The organism is Citrobacter sp. wls827, assembly GCF_005280875.1.
GTDB classification, from domain to species: Bacteria; Pseudomonadota; Gammaproteobacteria; order Enterobacterales; family Enterobacteriaceae; genus Citrobacter; species Citrobacter youngae.
On record NZ_SZWR01000016.1, the window covers coordinates 1 to 16,529 of the forward strand.

A 16,529-nucleotide genomic window follows, 5' to 3' on the forward strand; every position below is an offset into this window, starting at 1 on the left:
CAGGGGGTCGCGGGTTCGAGTCCCGTCCGTTCCGCCACTTATTAGAAAATTAAGCCTGCTTAGTAGCAGGCTTAATGATAAGAAAATTTAGGGGCGTAGCTCAGTTGGTAGAGCACCGGTCTCCAAAACCGGGTGTCGCGAGTTCGAGTCTCTCCGCCCCTGCCAGAAACAATCCTTAGCATCCTTGCTAAGGATTTTTTTTTACCTGAACATCATGTTCTGGATCTTCCAGTTCATTTTTTCCCGGCATCCTTGCCAGCGTTTTCATTAATCTTCCAAAATATTTGTTTTCAGCAGATCGCGAATAAGTGCATGTTTGTCGCTATTTTGCAGCCAAACCGCATATAACGGACGTGAAAGAGTCGCACTGTCAGTAACTGTGTGAAGATCGCTTTTGGTTCTGGCCCAACTGACGGGAAGCCAACTAAACCCTTTAATTACAGAAAGTTGCTGTCTTGCCAGTTCTGCAGAACTGGTGGTAAGTACCGGCACTTCATCTCCAGCAATCAATCCCGCTTCATGCTGCTGAAAATCCGGTCCCCATTCCAGGCGTAGGTAATTCAGTTCATCTTTGGTTTGCGATGGAGAGCTACAATAGAGCGCCAGCGTGAAATATCCCAACAGTTGGCTGCTAAATTCGTCCATTTTTGGTGTTTCGGTCGTAATTAACAGATCCAGCTGTCGTTCATGGAGCTGCTTTACTAGCGACTGGCGCTGAGCGATCCTCGCTTCAAACTGCAGGCTGGATTGTGGCTCCTGAGATTGGTATAAACGCCGCAACCAGTCATTGAGCATGCATTCCCAAAGGGATGCACTGGCACCGATCGAAAACTCGTTGTGCCGTGAGGTATTCGCGACCTCCTTACGTGCTGCTTGCCATGTATTCATCAGCGTTTCAGCGTAAGGCAATAATTTTTCACCTGCAGCGGTCAAACGAATATTGTTTCTGTGTCGGGTGAACAGGTTCACACCCAGTTGATTTTCCAGTTGTCTGATCCGAAAACTCACCGCCGACTGGGTCAGGTAGAGCGCTTCAGCTGCCCGACCAAAGTGGCGTGTCCGGCTAACTTCCAGGAAAGTTTTTAACAATTCCGTATCCACAACGCGCTCCATAAAATTATTTGTCGTGATGATTTAAATCTTTTGTTTGACGCTCTGTCAAGCGTAACTAATACTCCGCGCCATAAATAGCTCGGCCAAAGAATTAGGAGCGTGCAGGATGGCGGAAAGCTTTACGACGACTAATCGATATTTCGACAATAAATATTACCCCCGCGGATTCTCCCGTCATGGTGATTTCACCATTAAAGAGGCACAGCTGCTTGAGCGTCATGGCTATGCCTTCAACGAGCTGGATCTGGGTAAACGTGAGCCAGTAACTGAAGAAGAAAAATTGTTTGTTGCGGTATGCCGTGGTGAACGTGAGCCAGTTACCGAAGCTGAACGCGTGTGGTCTAAATACATGACGCGCATTAAGCGTCCAAAACGCTTCCACACGCTGTCTGGCGGGAAACCTCAGGTGGAAGGTGCAGAAGACTACACCGAATCTGATGATTAATAAAAAAGGGCGTAAGCCCTTTTTTTATGCCAGTAATTTCTGCAGGTGAATTAATAACCTGTCTATCGCCCGATAAGCAACGGCCTCCTGCAAGTGCTGGCGGGTGATATGGTCGCACTGTTCAATATCCGCAATGGTACGTGCGACTTTTATCAGGCGTAGCCAGGCGCGGATGGACAATCCAAGACGAGCTAACGTGTCCTCAAGCCAGTGCGCATCATCACTGCGAAGCATGCAAAATTTATGGATATCCTGGCTGTCCAGATACGCATTTAACTTATTTTGCCGCCGATACTGACGCTCTCGTGCGGCGATGACGCGTTGCTTCACCGTTGCGCTATCTTCACCTTTCACTACGCTCTGGCTGAGTATGCCGGGTGGCGGTAAGGGAATTTCGAGGGAGAGGTCAAAGCGGTCAAGAAATGGTCCTGACAGCCGATTGAGGTAGCGCAGAGTCTGTTCTGGGGTACAGCGGTTATGATTCCCCTGATAATGGCCTGTCGGGCTTGGATTCATTGCAGCAATGAGTTGAAAGCGCGCGGGATAGGTTATTTTTGCTCTGGTACGGGATAGATGGATCTGCCCGGACTCAATGGGTTCGCGCAGTGCATCCAGCGTGCGTCGCTCAAACTCAGGTAATTCATCCAGAAATAATATACCGTTATGCGCCAGGGAGATCTCGCCTGGCGCAGGAATAGAGCCTCCACCGACCATTGCGGTTAATGAAGCACTGTGATGGGGAGAACGAAAAGGGCGTTGCTTCCACTGTTTTTGTATCGTATCGGAATTGACCAGACTGAGGATCGCTGCACTTTCCAGCGCCTCATCGTTGCTAAGTGGAGGAAGCAGCCCTCTGAGACGGCTGGCCAGCATGGTCTTGCCCGTACCAGGCGGGCCGATAAACAGGAGGTTGTGACCACCAGCGGCGGTGATCTCCAGCCCTCGTTTACCCTGTTCCTGACCGATAACATCGCTGAGATCCTCTGGTGAAGGTTCGGCGGTAAAGTCTGCAGATTGCGGTTTGTCTAAATCATGCTTTCCTTCCAGGAATGCGCATACCGCCTGCAGGTGATCGGCAATCAGGCACCCTTCGCCGTGTATTAGACCAACCTCTGCGGCATTCTCTTTAGCGACAATGATTCGCCGGCCTGCACGAATCGCTTCGGTTGCGCTTGATATAGCGCCTGGAACGCCGCGTAAAGCGCCTGTAAGCGCTAATTCGCCTACCAGCTCATAGGTATCGAGATTATGGGGTGTAAGCTGCTCAGAAGCGACCAGAAGCGCAACAGCGATAGGTAAATCATATCGCCCCCCTTCTTTGGGGAGGTCAGCCGGAGCCAGGTTGATGGTTATCTTCCTGGTCGGGAATTCATACCCGCTATTAATAATTGCACTGCGTACCCGATCGCGAGCCTCTTTCACTGTCGTTTCAGGTAACCCCACCATGGTTAAACCAGGCAGGCCATTACTAATATGTACCTCGATGGTAATGGCTGGTGCATTCACGCCGAGGGCGGCGCGTGTGTGAACAATCGATAGTGACATAACCCCTCCTGATGGGAATATTATGTCGCAATAGATATCAGCAAGATTCTGCATAATTGATGTTTTTAGATGCTTATTCCTGTGTTTTTGTGTAATCAGGAATTGCTTGCCCCATGTCTGGAATCTCGCTCGCAAATGCGTATAAGTGTGCCGAGGAAAGAGATCGCAGGTGGTGCTGATGCGCTGAAACGTGAAATATTTTCATTTTATATTTTTTGTATAAAAAACAACGATATTTATCTAAACCGTTAACGGCGTCAGAAAAATGAAAACAAAAATATCTTGTGCTATTCGCAAATTCTATGGTAACTCTTTAGGTATTCCTTCGAACAAGATGCAAGAAAATACAAAAATGACAGCCCTTCTACGAGTGATTAGCCTGGTCGTGATTAGCGTGGTGGTGATTATTATCCCACCGTGCGGGGCTGCACTTGGACGAGGAAAGGCTTAGAAAACAAGCCTTAACGAACTAAGACCCCCGCACCGAAAGGTCCGGGGGTTTTTTTTGACCTTAAAAACTTAAACGAGGAGCAGAAAGTGAACGACAGCATAAAATTCTGTTTCTCAAGATTTACGGCGGGGATGTAACTATGAATGGGGCACAGTGGGTGGTACATGCGTTGCGTGCACAAGGGGTTCAAACCGTCTTTGGTTATCCTGGTGGCGCAATTATGCCGGTTTACGATGCATTGTATGACGGCGGCGTAGAGCACCTGTTGTGCCGACACGAGCAGGGCGCGGCAATGGCAGCAATTGGCTATGCCCGTGCGACCGGTAAAACCGGCGTGTGTATCGCCACTTCCGGCCCTGGTGCTACCAACCTGATCACCGGACTTGCCGATGCGCTGTTAGATTCTGTTCCAGTGGTCGCGATCACCGGCCAGGTGGCATCACCTTTCATCGGAACGGATGCGTTCCAGGAAGTGGACGTGCTTGGTATGTCGCTGTCCTGCACCAAACACAGCTTCCTGGTGCAGTCACTGGAAGAGCTGCCGCGCATCATGGCTGAGGCCTTCTCCGTGGCGAATTCCGGTCGCCCGGGTCCGGTTCTGGTGGATATCCCGAAAGATATCCAATTAGCCAGCGGTACGCTGGAGCCGTATTTTACCACCGTCGAAAACGTTGAGGCTTTTCCGCATGCTGACGTTGAGCAGGCGCGTAACATGCTGGCGCAGGCGCAGAAACCCATTCTGTACGTTGGTGGCGGCGTAGGTATGGCACAGGCGGTTCCGGCCCTGCGTGAGTTTATTGCGCTTACTCAAATGCCTGTCGCTTGCACGCTGAAAGGTCTGGGCGCAGTAGATGCTGACTACCCATACTATTTGGGCATGTTGGGTATGCACGGTACTAAAGCGGCAAATTTCGCGGTGCAAGAGTGTGATTTACTGATTGCAGTTGGCGCGCGTTTTGATGACCGGGTGACTGGTAAGCTGAATACTTTCGCACCGAACGCCAGCGTGATCCACATGGATATCGACCCGGCAGAAATGAACAAACTGCGCCAGGCGCATGTGGCCCTGCAGGGCGATTTAAATTCGCTGCTGCCGGCATTACAGCAGACGTTGAAGATTGACGAATGGCGTCAGCACAGTGCAGAACTGCGAGCAGAGCATGCCTGGCGCTACGACCATCCGGGTGAGGCCATCTATGCACCGTTGTTGTTAAAACAACTGTCGGACCGTAAACCAGCGGATAGCGTTGTTACGACGGATGTTGGCCAGCATCAGATGTGGTCTGCACAGCATATGATCTATACCCGCCCGGAAAATTTCATCACCTCGAGCGGCTTGGGTACGATGGGCTTTGGTTTACCTGCCGCGGTTGGCGCACAGGTTGCTCGCCCGAACGATACGGTAATCTGTATCTCCGGTGACGGTTCCTTCATGATGAATGTACAGGAACTCGGCACCGTAAAACGCAAGCAGTTGCCGCTGAAGATAGTTTTACTCGACAACCAGCGGTTAGGCATGGTGCGACAATGGCAGCAGCTGTTTTTCCAGGAACGTTATAGCGAAACCACCCTTACCGATAACCCCGATTTCCTCATGTTGGCCAGCGCCTTCGGCATACCTGGTCAGCACATCACCCGTAAAGACCAGGTTGAAGCGGCACTCGACACCATGCTGAACAGCGAGGGGCCATACCTGCTTCATGTCTCAATCGACGAACTTGAGAATGTCTGGCCTCTGGTACCACCAGGTGCCAGCAACTCAGAAATGCTGGAGAAATTATCATGATGCAACATCAGGTCGCCGTTGAGGCTCGTTTCAATCCGGAAACGTTAGAACGTGTTTTACGCGTGGTACGCCATCGTGGTTTTCAGGTGTGCTCCATGAATATGGAAGCCGCCAGCGATGCGCAGAATATAAATATCGAATTGACCGTTGCCAGCCCCCGGTCGGTCGACTTACTGTTTAGTCAGTTAAGTAAACTGGTGGACGTTGCACATGTTGCCATCTGCCAGAGCACAACCACATCACAACAAATCCGCGCCTGAGCGCAAAAGGAAGAAAAATGACGACGAAAAAAGCTGATTACATTTGGTCTAATGGCGAGATGATTCGTTGGGAAGACGCGAAGGTTCACGTGATGTCCCACGCGCTGCACTACGGTACTTCTGTATTTGAAGGCATCCGTTGCTACGATTCTCACAAAGGGCCGGTGGTGTTCCGTCATCGCGAACATATGCAGCGTCTGCGTGATTCAGCCAAGATCTATCGTTTTCCGGTTTCTCAGAGCGTTGATGAGCTGATGGAAGCTTGCCGTGCTGTGATCCGCAAAAACAATCTGACCAGCGCCTATATCCGTCCGCTGGTGTTTGTTGGCGATGTGGGGATGGGCGTTAACCCGCCAGCGGGTTACACCACCGACGTGATTATCGCCGCGTTCCCGTGGGGGGCTTACCTCGGTGCTGAAGCGCTGGAACAGGGGATCGATGCGATGGTTTCTTCCTGGAACCGCGTTGCGCCAAACACTATCCCTACCGCTGCTAAGGCTGGTGGTAACTATCTGTCTTCGCTGCTGGTGGGTAGCGAAGCGCGTCGTCATGGTTACCAGGAAGGTATTGCGCTGGATGTGAATGGTTACATCTCTGAAGGCGCGGGTGAAAACCTGTTTGAAGTAAAAGACGGCATTCTGTTTACCCCGCCGTTTACCTCCTCCGCGCTGCCAGGTATCACCCGTGACGCAATCATTAAGCTGGCGAAAGATCTCGATATCGAAGTGCGTGAGCAGGTGCTGTCCCGTGAATCGCTGTACCTGGCCGACGAAGTGTTTATGTCCGGTACTGCGGCCGAAATCACGCCCGTACGCAGCGTCGATGGTATTCAGGTGGGCGAAGGCCGCTGCGGCCCTGTCACCAAACGCATCCAGCAGGCCTTCTTTGGTCTCTTCACCGGTGAAACGGAAGATAAATACGGCTGGTTGGATCAGGTTAATCAATAAACATAAATTTGGGACGGCACGCACCGTCCCAATTATTAGACAGACGGGAGTTAATCAAGCATGCCTAAGTATCGTTCTGCTACCACCACCCACGGCCGTAATATGGCGGGTGCCCGCGCACTGTGGCGCGCCACCGGGATGACCGATGATGACTTCGGTAAACCTATTATCGCTGTGGTGAACTCTTTTACCCAGTTTGTGCCGGGCCATGTCCATCTGCGCGATCTCGGTAAGCTGGTTGCCGAACAAATCGAAGCCTCTGGCGGCGTAGCGAAAGAGTTCAACACCATTGCTGTGGATGATGGTATCGCCATGGGCCACGGGGGCATGCTGTATTCACTGCCGTCACGCGAGCTGATCGCTGACTCCGTTGAGTACATGGTTAACGCCCACTGCGCCGATGCGATGGTCTGCATCTCCAACTGCGACAAAATCACCCCGGGGATGTTAATGGCCTCCCTGCGTCTGAACATTCCGGTGATCTTTGTTTCTGGTGGCCCGATGGAAGCCGGGAAAACCAAGCTCTCTGACCAAATCATCAAGCTCGATCTGGTTGATGCAATGATTCAGGGCGCGGACCCGAAAGTCTCTGACTCACAGAGCGAGCAGGTAGAACGTTCTGCTTGCCCAACCTGTGGCTCATGCTCAGGGATGTTTACCGCAAACTCCATGAACTGTCTGACCGAAGCGTTGGGTTTATCGCAGCCGGGTAACGGTTCGCTGCTGGCGACTCACGCCGACCGTAAAACGCTGTTCCTTAACGCGGGTAAACGCATCGTTGAGCTGACTAAACGCTACTATGAGCAGGATGATGCTTCTGCGCTGCCGCGCAACATTGCCAGCAAGGCGGCGTTTGAGAATGCCATGACGCTGGATATCGCCATGGGTGGCTCCACCAACACCGTTCTGCACCTGCTGGCGGCGGCGCAGGAAGCGGAAATCGACTTCACAATGAGTGATATCGACAAGCTGTCCCGCAAAGTCCCACAGCTGTGTAAAGTGGCGCCGAGCACGCAGAAATACCATATGGAAGATGTGCACCGCGCAGGCGGCGTATTGGGTATTTTAGGCGAACTGGATCGTGCCGGACTGCTGAACCGCGACGTGAAAAACGTGCTGGGGCTGACGCTGCCGCAAACGCTCGATCGGTATGACGTGATGCTGACCAAAGATGACGCGGTGAAAAAGATGTTCCGCGCTGGCCCGGCGGGCATCCGTACCACTCAGGCGTTCTCGCAGGACTGCCGCTGGGACACGCTGGATGACGATCGCGCCGAAGGCTGTATCCGTTCGCTGGAACATGCTTACAGCAAAGATGGCGGTCTGGCAGTCCTGTACGGTAACTTCGCGGAAAACGGCTGTATTGTGAAAACCGCAGGTGTGGATGACAGCATCCTGAAATTTACCGGCCCGGCGAAAGTGTACGAAAGCCAGGATGACGCGGTTGAGGCGATCCTTGGCGGCAAAGTGGTGGCGGGCGACGTGGTGGTGATTCGCTACGAAGGGCCGAAAGGCGGGCCAGGTATGCAGGAAATGCTCTACCCAACCACCTTCCTGAAATCGATGGGGCTCGGCAAGGCCTGTGCGCTGATAACAGATGGCCGTTTCTCCGGCGGCACATCCGGCCTGTCTATCGGCCACGTTTCCCCGGAAGCGGCCAGCGGCGGTAATATCGCGATTATCGAAGATGGCGACATGATTGCTATCGATATCCCGAATCGTGGTATTCAACTGCAGTTGAGCGATGCGGAAATCGCGGCACGCCGCGAAGCACAGGAAGCACGCGGTGACAAAGCCTGGACGCCTAAAGATCGTCAGCGTCAGGTCTCCTTTGCGCTGCGCGCCTACGCCAGTCTGGCAACCAGCGCCGACAAAGGCGCGGTGCGCGATAAGTCGAAACTCGGGGGATAATGACCATGGCGGATTCACAACCTCTATCTGGTGCTCCTGAGGGCGCCGAGTATCTCAGAGCGGTATTGCGTGCGCCGGTATACGAAGCGGCGCAGGTAACGCCGCTACAAAAAATGGACAAGCTCTCTTCGCGCCTCGATAACGTAATTCTGGTCAAGCGCGAAGACCGTCAACCCGTTCATAGCTTCAAGCTGCGCGGAGCCTACGCCATGATGGCGGGCCTGACCGAAGAGCAAAAAGCGCATGGGGTCATCACCGCATCGGCGGGTAATCATGCCCAGGGCGTCGCGTTCTCTTCTGCACGACTAGGCGTGAAGGCACTGATTGTCATGCCAACGGCTACTGCCGATATCAAAGTTGATGCCGTGCGCGGCTTCGGCGGAGAAGTGCTGCTGCATGGCGCGAATTTTGATGAAGCCAAAGCCAAAGCGATTGAGCTATCGCAGCAGCAGGGTTTTACCTGGGTTCCACCGTTTGATCATCCGATGGTGATTGCCGGGCAGGGCACGCTGGCGCTGGAGCTACTGCAGCAGGATGCTCATCTCGATCGCGTATTCGTGCCTGTTGGTGGTGGCGGATTAGCGGCAGGTGTTGCGGTGCTGATTAAACAGCTGATGCCGCAGATCAAAGTGATCGCCGTTGAAGCTGAAGATTCCGCCTGCCTGAAAGCGGCGCTGGATGCCGGTCATCCGGTTGATCTCCCGCGCGTCGGTCTTTTTGCTGAAGGCGTGGCGGTCAAACGCATTGGTGATGAAACCTTCCGTCTGTGCCAGGAATACCTCGACGACATTATCACCGTTGATAGCGATGCTATTTGCGCAGCGATGAAAGACTTGTTTGAAGACGTGCGAGCCGTGGCTGAGCCATCGGGCGCGCTGGCGCTGGCGGGAATGAAAAAATACATCGCCCAGCACAATATTCGCGGTGAGCGGCTGGCGCATGTGCTTTCCGGAGCTAACGTTAACTTCCACGGCCTGCGCTACGTGTCTGAACGCTGCGAGTTGGGGGAGCAACGTGAAGCATTGCTGGCGGTGACCATCCCGGAAGAGAAGGGCAGCTTCCTGAAATTCTGCCAACTGCTGGGTGGGCGCTCGGTTACTGAGTTTAACTACCGTTTTGCTGATGCCAAAGATGCCTGCATTTTTGTCGGCGTACGCCTGAGCCGTGGTCTGGAAGAACGTAAAGAAATCCTCCAGTTGCTTAGTGACGGCGGCTACAGCGTAGTGGATTTGTCCGACGACGAAATGGCGAAGCTGCACGTGCGCTATATGGTCGGTGGACGTCCGTCAAAACCCTTGCAGGAGCGACTGTTCAGCTTCGAATTCCCGGAATCGCCGGGGGCGCTGCTGAAGTTTCTGCATACTCTGGGGACGCACTGGAATATTTCATTGTTCCACTATCGCAGTCATGGAACTGACTACGGCCGTGTACTGGCGGCGTTTGAGTTGGGTGAGCATGAACCTGATTTCGAAACGCGGCTGAACGAACTGGGCTATGACTGTCATGATGAAACACATAACCCGGCGTTTCGTTTTTTTCTCGCAGGGTAATGTTTGGGGAGCCTGACTCTCTGCCGGTTAAGGTGCTTGCGCCGCCGTTCGGCGGCTAGTGATTTGGCAATATCTTCCAGAAAGCATCAATAAGCGGCTCATGCAGCCGCTTTTTTTGTGCGCATACGCCCAGCTCGAACGGTGTTTTTTCGTCGCTACGTTCCAGAATCATCACGCGGTTACGTACCGGCTCCGGGCTATTCTCCAGCACCACTTCTGGCAACAATGCTACGCCGCAGCCCAGCGCCACCATCGACACCATCGCCTCGTGGCCGCCCACGGTGGCGTAAATCGACGGGTTGCTGATTTTATGGCGACGGAACCACAGCTCAATGCGGCGGCGCACCGGCCCCTGGTCGGCCATGATAAACGGCACCGTTGACCAGTCTGGCTCATCCACCGAAATCTGGTTGCGCACCGGGCAGGGCAGTGCTGGCGCTATCAATACCACAGCCAGATTCTCCAGCATGGAAAAGGCCACCGCGCCGGGCAGTGTCTCGGGCTTACCGGCAATTGCCAGATCGGCCTCGCCGGTGACGACTTTTTCCATTGCATCAGCCGCGTCACCGGTGGTGAGTTTGATTTCCACCGACGGATGCTCGGCGCGGAAGCGGTCGAGGATCGGTGGTAAATGGCTGTAGGCGGCAGTCACTGAGCAGAAGATATGCAGTTCACCGGACAACGACGGTCCTTGTTGATCAATGGTATGGCGTAATTGCTGATACTGCAGCAGCGTCTGCTGGGCAAACACGCGCAGCTCCTCACCGGCTTCGGTGAGCGTCACCGTGCGGTTATCGCGGACAAACAGCGGCTGGCCGAGGTCTTCTTCAAGACGCTGAATTTGCCGGGAGAGCGTGGAGGGGCTGACGTGCATCGCCCGCGCGCTGCGGCCAAAATGGCGGCTTTCCGCCAGATGCAGGAACATTTTCAGATCGCGTAAATCCACCGGCGAACCTCATTATTTTGACGTTGCAGATATTGCAATGTGACGTTGTGAATATATCAATTTCCGCAATAAATTTCCTGTCATATAGTGGGTTCATTCTCGCAAAAGCGAACCGAATAATAAGCACCACAACACAACATCACGGAGTACACCATCATGGCTAACTACTTTAATACACTGAATCTGCGTCAGCAGCTGGCTCAGCTGGGCAAATGTCGCTTCATGGGCCGCGAAGAATTCGCCGACGGCGCAAGCTACCTTCAGGGTAAAAAAGTGGTCATCGTCGGCTGTGGCGCTCAGGGTCTGAACCAGGGCCTGAACATGCGTGACTCCGGTCTGGATATTTCCTACGCACTGCGCAAAGAAGCGATCGCTGAGAAACGTGCTTCGTGGCGTAAAGCGACCGAAAACGGCTTCAAAGTAGGTACCTACGAAGAACTGATCCCGCAGGCTGACCTGGTGGTTAACCTGACGCCAGACAAACAGCACTCCGACGTTGTGCGTTCCGTACAGCCGCTGATGAAAGACGGCGCGGCGCTGGGTTACTCCCACGGTTTCAATATCGTCGAAGTGGGCGAGCAGATCCGTAAAGACATCACCGTTGTGATGGTGGCACCGAAGTGCCCGGGTACCGAAGTGCGTGAAGAGTACAAACGTGGTTTCGGCGTACCGACGCTGATCGCCGTCCACCCGGAAAACGACCCGAAAGGCGAAGGCATGGCGATCGCTAAAGCCTGGGCTGCGGCAACCGGCGGTCACCGTGCTGGCGTACTGGAATCCTCCTTTGTTGCAGAAGTGAAATCTGACCTGATGGGCGAGCAGACTATCCTGTGCGGTATGCTGCAGGCGGGCTCTCTGCTGTGCTTCGACAAGCTGGTGGAAGAAGGTACTGACCCGGCTTATGCGGAAAAACTGATTCAGTTCGGCTGGGAAACCATCACCGAAGCGCTGAAGCAGGGCGGTATCACGCTGATGATGGACCGTCTGTCTAACCCGGCAAAACTGCGCGCTTATGCGCTGTCCGAACAGCTGAAAGAGATCATGGCACCGCTGTTCCAGAAACACATGGACGACATCATCTCCGGTGAATTCTCCTCCGGCATGATGGCTGACTGGGCCAACGACGATAAGAAACTGCTGACCTGGCGTGAAGAGACCGGTAAAACCGCGTTCGAAACCGCACCGCAGTTTGAAGGTAAAATCGGCGAGCAGGAGTACTTCGATAAAGGCGTACTGATGATCGCGATGGTGAAAGCGGGCGTTGAGCTGGCGTTCGAAACCATGGTTGATTCTGGCATCATCGAAGAGTCTGCTTACTACGAATCACTGCACGAACTGCCGCTGATCGCGAACACCATCGCGCGTAAGCGTCTGTACGAAATGAACGTGGTTATCTCCGATACCGCAGAATACGGTAACTACCTGTTCTCTTACGCTTGCGTACCGCTGCTGAAAGAGTTCATGACCACTCTGCAGACCGGCGATCTGGGCAAAGCTATTGCTGAGGGTGCGGTAGATAACGCGCAGCTGCGTGATGTGAACGAAGCGATTCGCGGCCACGCTATCGAGCAGGTTGGTAAGAAACTGCGTGGTTATATGACGGATATGAAGCGTATTGCGGTAGCGGGTTAAATAGATTGTCGGGTGGCGCTAGCGCTTACCCGACCTACAATTTGGCCAAGAATGTAGGCCGGGTAAGGCGACAGCCGCCACCCGGCTTTTTTATTAGTTACGGTACAGCACTTTAATGATGTGGTAACCGAACTGCGTGTGCAGCGGGCCAGTTGGCTCCAGCACCGGGCAAGAGAAGACGACTTTATCGAACGCCGGAACCATCTGGCCCTGGCGGAATTCGCCTAAATCACCGCCGCGTTTGCCTGATGGGCAGATTGAGTGTTTCTTCGCCAGCTTGCCAAAGTCGGCACCGTTTTTAATTTGTTCCAGAAGATCCAAAGCCAGTTTCTCTTCTTTAACAAGGATATGCACTGCTGCTGCTGTTTTTGCCATGATCGTGCCTTGAGTGGGGTAGTTGAGGCTGGCTATACTACCATGCTCTAAATTTCCCCTCCTGACTTTCATTGAGTGATCTTTATGCGTTTGAATCCCGGACAACAACAAGCCGTCGAATTTGTCACAGGACCTTGCCTGGTGCTGGCGGGGGCGGGTTCCGGAAAGACGCGCGTTATCACCAATAAAATTGCGCATCTGATCCGTGAATGTGGTTATCAGGCACGCCATATTGCGGCGGTGACTTTTACCAATAAGGCCGCGCGTGAAATGAAAGAGCGTGTGGCGCAGACGCTGGGTCGTAAAGAGGCGCGTGGATTGATGATCTCCACGTTCCACACGTTGGGGTTGGATATCATCAAGCGTGAATTTGCGGCGTTGGGGATGAAGTCGAACTTCTCGCTGTTTGACGATACCGATCAGGTGGCTCTGCTTAAGGAACTGACCGAAGGGCTAATTGAAGACGATAAACTTATCCTTCAACAGCTGATCTCAACGATCTCCAACTGGAAAAACGATCTGATGACCCCGGTGCAGGCAGCAGCCAGCGCTAAAGGCGAACGCGATCGTATTTTCGCGCACTGCTATGGCCTGTACGACGCGCATATGAAGGCGTGTAACGTGCTGGACTTTGACGATCTGATCCTACTGCCGACGTTGCTGCTTCAGCGTAATGAAGAGGTGCGCGAGCGCTGGCAGAACAAAATCCGCTACCTGCTGGTGGATGAATACCAGGATACCAACACCAGCCAGTACGAGCTGGTGAAGCTGCTGGTGGGGCAACGTGCGCGCTTTACCGTGGTGGGTGATGACGATCAGTCTATTTACTCCTGGCGCGGCGCGCGTCCGCAGAACCTGGTACTGCTGAGCAAAGATTTTCCGGCGCTGCAGGTGGTTAAGCTGGAGCAGAACTATCGCTCTTCCGGACGTATCCTCAAGGCCGCAAATATTCTCATTGCTAACAATCCGCACGTATTTGAAAAGCGGTTGTTCTCTGAGCTGGGCTACGGACCTGAGCTGAAAGTACTGAGTGCCAACAACGAAGAGCATGAAGCGGAACGCGTGACCGGGGAGTTGATTGCTCATCACTTTGTGAATAAGACGCAGTATAAGGACTATGCGATCCTGTATCGCGGCAACCACCAGTCACGGGTGTTCGAAAAATTCCTGATGCAAAACCGCATCCCGTACAAAATTTCCGGGGGGACATCGTTTTTCTCGCGTCCGGAAATCAAAGATCTGCTCGCCTACCTGCGTGTGCTGAGCAACCCGGATGACGACAGCGCGTTTTTGCGTATCGTCAATACGCCGAAGCGTGAGATCGGCCCGGCGACACTGCAAAAGTTGGGTGAGTGGGCGATGACGCGTAATAAAAGCTTGTTTACTGCCAGCTTTGATATGGGTCTAAGCCAGACGCTGACCGGCCGCGGTTATGATTCTCTAACCCGCTTTACGCACTGGCTGGGGGAAATCCAGCGCCTCGCGGAGCGTGAACCGATTGCTGCCGTGCGTGACCTGATCCATGGCATTGATTACGAATCCTGGCTGTATGAAACCTCCCCGAGCCCGAAAGCGGCTGAAATGCGTATGAAAAACGTCAATACGCTGTTCAGTTGGATGACGGAGATGCTGGAAGGCAGTGAGCTGGAAGAGCCAATGACCCTGACCCAGGTCGTTACCCGCTTTACCCTGCGCGACATGATGGAGCGTGGAGAGAGTGAAGAAGAGCTGGACCAGGTGCAGTTGATGACGTTACATGCCTCAAAAGGGCTGGAGTTCCCCTATGTGTTTATGGTGGGAATGGAAGAGGGCTTCTTACCTCATCAGAGCAGCATCGATGAAGACAACATTGATGAAGAGCGTCGTCTGGCCTACGTCGGCATTACCCGTGCACAGAAAGAGCTTATCTTCACGTTGTGCAAAGAACGCCGTCAGTACGGTGAACTGGTGCGTCCGGAGCCAAGCCGCTTCCTGCTGGAACTGCCACAGGATGACGTTATCTGGGAACAGGAGCGTAAAGTGGTGAGCGCTGAGGAGCGGATGCAAAAGGGGCAGGCCAGCATTGCGAATATCCGGGCAATGATGGCGAAAGCCAAAGAGAAGTAATATTTATTTGGTAGACCGGATAAGCGTGAGCGCCATCCGGCAGCCAGCATCTAACGCACTTCCAGCGGCCAGTGGACATAGCTTTGCCACTGGATTTCCTGATCGATCAACTCTTTACCTAATGGATGATGTTCCAGCCAGCTTTCCGGCAACGTTAGCGTCAGATCTTCATCCTGAGCTTGCAGGGTGATATGTGGCACTAAATCGTCACGGCGGCGGCTTGCGAAGATGATCGCCAGGCGTAGCAAACGGCAAAGGTGCTCCGCGATGCGCGGCGGCACGGCGTTTTGCTGGTGGAGCGAAGAGAGATCGACTGGGTTGGTCTGATTTAATAACAGCGTGGCTAACAGCTTTTTCTGCGCGGGAGTGAAGCCCGGAAGATCGAGATTACGCACCAGCCAGGCGGCATGCAGCGGTGCCTGCTTATATTCCACGCTCAGCCCTATTTCATGCAGCTGACAGGCACTTTGCAGCAGTTCACGGCTAATGGCCTCAAGATGCCACTCATCTTTCACCTGATCGAATAAATGTACAGCCAACTGTGCGACGCGGTTCGCCTGATCGGTGTCAACCATAAAGCGACGCTGAATATTACGCAGCGTACGGCTGCGAATATCCTGATCGACAGGCAGGTGCAGCATACCGTAAACCAGACCTTCACGCAGTGCGCCGCCGGCCAGGGTCATGCATTGAATATTCAACTCAGTGAAAATCGCGATCAGGATTGCCAGCCCGCTGGGGAACACCAGTGCGCGTTCCAGCGTTAACCCTTCGATTTCCAACTCTTCCAGACGACCGCAGTGGATAGCACGCTGCTTAAGCTGCTGAAGTTTGGCCAGCGTAATGCGCTCATCCATACCCTGCGCCATCATGATTTCCTGCAACGCCTGGACGGTACCGGAGGCACCAACGCAAACTTTCCAGCCATGAAAACGCAGTTTGTCGGCGACCGGGCGCAGAACCTCACGCGCCGCTTTCTCGGCTTCGTCAAAATTTTCCTGCGCCAGATTACGATCGGTGAAGTACCGTTCGAGCCAGGTAACGCAGCCCATTGACAGGCTGAACAGAGAGGTTGTTTGGGCGCCGGAGCCGGTAACCAGTTCCGTACTGGCGCCGCCAATATCAACGACCAGACGCTGATCGGCACCGCCAGTGGTGTGAGCAACACCCTGATAAATCAGTCGTGCTTCTTCTTCACCACTGATGACCTGGACAGGGCAGCCGAGAATCTCTTGCGCTTTGGCGATAAAGACATCGGCGTTTACCGCGATGCGCAATGTTGCCGTGGCGACCACGCGGATTTGCGGTTGCGGGATATCCTGCAGACGTTCAGCAAACAAGCGCAGGCATTGCCAGCCGCGTTCCATGGCTTCAGCGGAGAGAATGTTGTCGCTGTTGAGTCCAGCGGCCAGACGTACCTTGCGTTTAATACGCGTGAGCGTCTGGATGCTTCCCGCCACTT

14 protein-coding genes and 1 tRNA gene are annotated in these 16,529 nt (G+C 53.7%); 10 read left to right on the forward strand and 5 right to left on the reverse strand.

Annotated elements, in window-relative coordinates:
• The first annotated feature begins 89 nt into the window (after nucleotides 1-89).
• Nucleotides 90-165, forward strand: a tRNA-Trp gene (locus FDX03_RS10050).
• Between the two features lie 102 nt (nucleotides 166-267).
• On the opposite strand, the gene hdfR is transcribed toward FDX03_RS10050, so the two are convergent.
• Nucleotides 268-1,113 carry an HTH-type transcriptional regulator HdfR gene (hdfR, locus tag FDX03_RS10055; protein WP_101743119.1) on the reverse strand — a complete coding sequence of 282 codons (846 nt, stop codon included), beginning with the start codon at nucleotides 1,111-1,113 and terminating at the stop codon, nucleotides 268-270.
• A gap of 106 nt (nucleotides 1,114-1,219) precedes the next feature.
• Between hdfR and maoP the strand changes: the two genes are divergently transcribed.
• Nucleotides 1,220-1,558 carry a macrodomain Ori organization protein MaoP gene (gene maoP / locus FDX03_RS10060; RefSeq protein WP_003018025.1) on the forward strand — a complete coding sequence of 113 codons (339 nt, stop codon included), beginning with the start codon at nucleotides 1,220-1,222 and terminating at the stop codon, nucleotides 1,556-1,558.
• 24 nt (nucleotides 1,559-1,582) lie between these two features.
• Here maoP and FDX03_RS10065 read toward each other — a convergent pair whose 3' ends face one another.
• Nucleotides 1,583-3,103, reverse strand: coding sequence for a YifB family Mg chelatase-like AAA ATPase (locus FDX03_RS10065; RefSeq protein WP_116361248.1), 1,521 nt, complete (start codon nucleotides 3,101-3,103; stop codon nucleotides 1,583-1,585).
• 352 nt (nucleotides 3,104-3,455) lie between these two features.
• Here FDX03_RS10065 and ilvL point away from each other — a divergent pair, with 352 nt between their 5' ends.
• The 6 genes from ilvL to ilvA all read left to right on the forward strand — a co-directional run bounded on the left by ilvL (nucleotide 3,456) and on the right by ilvA (nucleotide 10,008).
• Nucleotides 3,456-3,554 (forward strand): ilv operon leader peptide, encoded by a 99-nt coding sequence (ilvL, locus tag FDX03_RS10070; RefSeq protein WP_001311244.1) that lies wholly within the window; start codon nucleotides 3,456-3,458, stop codon nucleotides 3,552-3,554.
• 139 nt (nucleotides 3,555-3,693) lie between these two features.
• Nucleotides 3,694-5,340, forward strand: a complete 1,647-nt coding sequence (gene ilvG / locus FDX03_RS10075) for an acetolactate synthase 2 catalytic subunit (RefSeq protein WP_137345886.1) — start codon at nucleotides 3,694-3,696, stop codon at nucleotides 5,338-5,340.
• A complete protein-coding gene (gene ilvM, locus FDX03_RS10080) occupies nucleotides 5,337-5,600 on the forward strand; it encodes an acetolactate synthase 2 small subunit (RefSeq protein ID WP_003018017.1) in 264 nt (87 codons plus the stop codon). The genes ilvG and ilvM overlap by 4 nt, the downstream gene beginning before the upstream one ends.
• A gap of 17 nt (nucleotides 5,601-5,617) precedes the next feature.
• Nucleotides 5,618-6,547 (forward strand): branched-chain amino acid transaminase, encoded by a 930-nt coding sequence (locus tag FDX03_RS10085; protein ID WP_061066908.1) that lies wholly within the window; start codon nucleotides 5,618-5,620, stop codon nucleotides 6,545-6,547.
• A gap of 60 nt (nucleotides 6,548-6,607) precedes the next feature.
• On the forward strand, nucleotides 6,608-8,458 hold the full coding sequence (ilvD, locus tag FDX03_RS10090) for a dihydroxy-acid dehydratase (RefSeq protein WP_003844609.1): 1,851 nt from the start codon (nucleotides 6,608-6,610) through the stop codon (nucleotides 8,456-8,458).
• 5 nt (nucleotides 8,459-8,463) lie between these two features.
• A complete protein-coding gene (gene ilvA, locus FDX03_RS10095; protein WP_061068785.1) occupies nucleotides 8,464-10,008 on the forward strand; it encodes a threonine ammonia-lyase, biosynthetic in 1,545 nt (514 codons plus the stop codon).
• Between the two features lie 55 nt (nucleotides 10,009-10,063).
• Here the strand turns inward: ilvA and ilvY are convergent, their stop codons facing one another.
• Nucleotides 10,064-10,954 carry an HTH-type transcriptional activator IlvY gene (ilvY, locus tag FDX03_RS10100; protein ID WP_101743117.1) on the reverse strand — a complete coding sequence of 297 codons (891 nt, stop codon included), beginning with the start codon at nucleotides 10,952-10,954 and terminating at the stop codon, nucleotides 10,064-10,066.
• A 156-nt stretch (nucleotides 10,955-11,110) separates the two neighbouring features.
• Between ilvY and ilvC the strand changes: the two genes are divergently transcribed.
• Entirely contained in the window at nucleotides 11,111-12,586 is a 1,476-nt protein-coding gene (ilvC, locus tag FDX03_RS10105; protein ID WP_048214056.1) for a ketol-acid reductoisomerase, read from the forward strand.
• A 93-nt stretch (nucleotides 12,587-12,679) separates the two neighbouring features.
• Here the strand turns inward: ilvC and ppiC are convergent, their stop codons facing one another.
• Nucleotides 12,680-12,961: a peptidylprolyl isomerase PpiC gene (gene ppiC, locus FDX03_RS10110; protein ID WP_003017999.1), complete on the reverse strand. Its 282-nt coding sequence runs from the start codon at nucleotides 12,959-12,961 to the stop codon at nucleotides 12,680-12,682.
• Nucleotides 12,962-13,045: 84 nt separating this feature from the next.
• Here ppiC and rep point away from each other — a divergent pair, with 84 nt between their 5' ends.
• The gene (gene rep, locus FDX03_RS10115) at nucleotides 13,046-15,067 is read left to right on the forward strand and encodes a DNA helicase Rep (protein ID WP_061066911.1); all 2,022 of its coding nucleotides are present in this window, start codon (nucleotides 13,046-13,048) and stop codon (nucleotides 15,065-15,067) included.
• Between the two features lie 50 nt (nucleotides 15,068-15,117).
• Here the strand turns inward: rep and gppA are convergent.
• Nucleotides 15,118-16,529 (reverse strand): guanosine-5'-triphosphate,3'-diphosphate diphosphatase (gene gppA / locus FDX03_RS10120; RefSeq protein ID WP_249357029.1); only part of this gene is annotated, 1,412 nt, incomplete at its 5' end.

What these genes read in the sequence shown, in the direction of transcription:
- ilvM (WP_003018017.1), top strand. Translation starts at nt 5,337, where the DNA reads ATGATGCAACATCAGGTCGCCGTTGAGGCTCGTTTCAATCCGGAAACG.
- ilvL (WP_001311244.1), top strand. Translation starts at nt 3,456, where the DNA reads ATGACAGCCCTTCTACGAGTGATTAGCCTGGTCGTGATTAGCGTGGTG.
- ppiC (WP_003017999.1), bottom strand. Translation starts at nt 12,961, where the DNA reads ATGGCAAAAACAGCAGCAGCAGTGCATATCCTTGTTAAAGAAGAGAAA.
- ilvA (WP_061068785.1), top strand. Translation starts at nt 8,464, where the DNA reads ATGGCGGATTCACAACCTCTATCTGGTGCTCCTGAGGGCGCCGAGTAT.
- ilvC (WP_048214056.1), top strand. Translation starts at nt 11,111, where the DNA reads ATGGCTAACTACTTTAATACACTGAATCTGCGTCAGCAGCTGGCTCAG.
- maoP (WP_003018025.1), top strand. Translation starts at nt 1,220, where the DNA reads ATGGCGGAAAGCTTTACGACGACTAATCGATATTTCGACAATAAATAT.
- FDX03_RS10065 (WP_116361248.1), bottom strand. Translation starts at nt 3,103, where the DNA reads ATGTCACTATCGATTGTTCACACACGCGCCGCCCTCGGCGTGAATGCA.
- FDX03_RS10085 (WP_061066908.1), top strand. Translation starts at nt 5,618, where the DNA reads ATGACGACGAAAAAAGCTGATTACATTTGGTCTAATGGCGAGATGATT.
- rep (WP_061066911.1), top strand. Translation starts at nt 13,046, where the DNA reads ATGCGTTTGAATCCCGGACAACAACAAGCCGTCGAATTTGTCACAGGA.
- ilvD (WP_003844609.1), top strand. Translation starts at nt 6,608, where the DNA reads ATGCCTAAGTATCGTTCTGCTACCACCACCCACGGCCGTAATATGGCG.
- hdfR (WP_101743119.1), bottom strand. Translation starts at nt 1,113, where the DNA reads ATGGAGCGCGTTGTGGATACGGAATTGTTAAAAACTTTCCTGGAAGTT.
- ilvG (WP_137345886.1), top strand. Translation starts at nt 3,694, where the DNA reads ATGAATGGGGCACAGTGGGTGGTACATGCGTTGCGTGCACAAGGGGTT.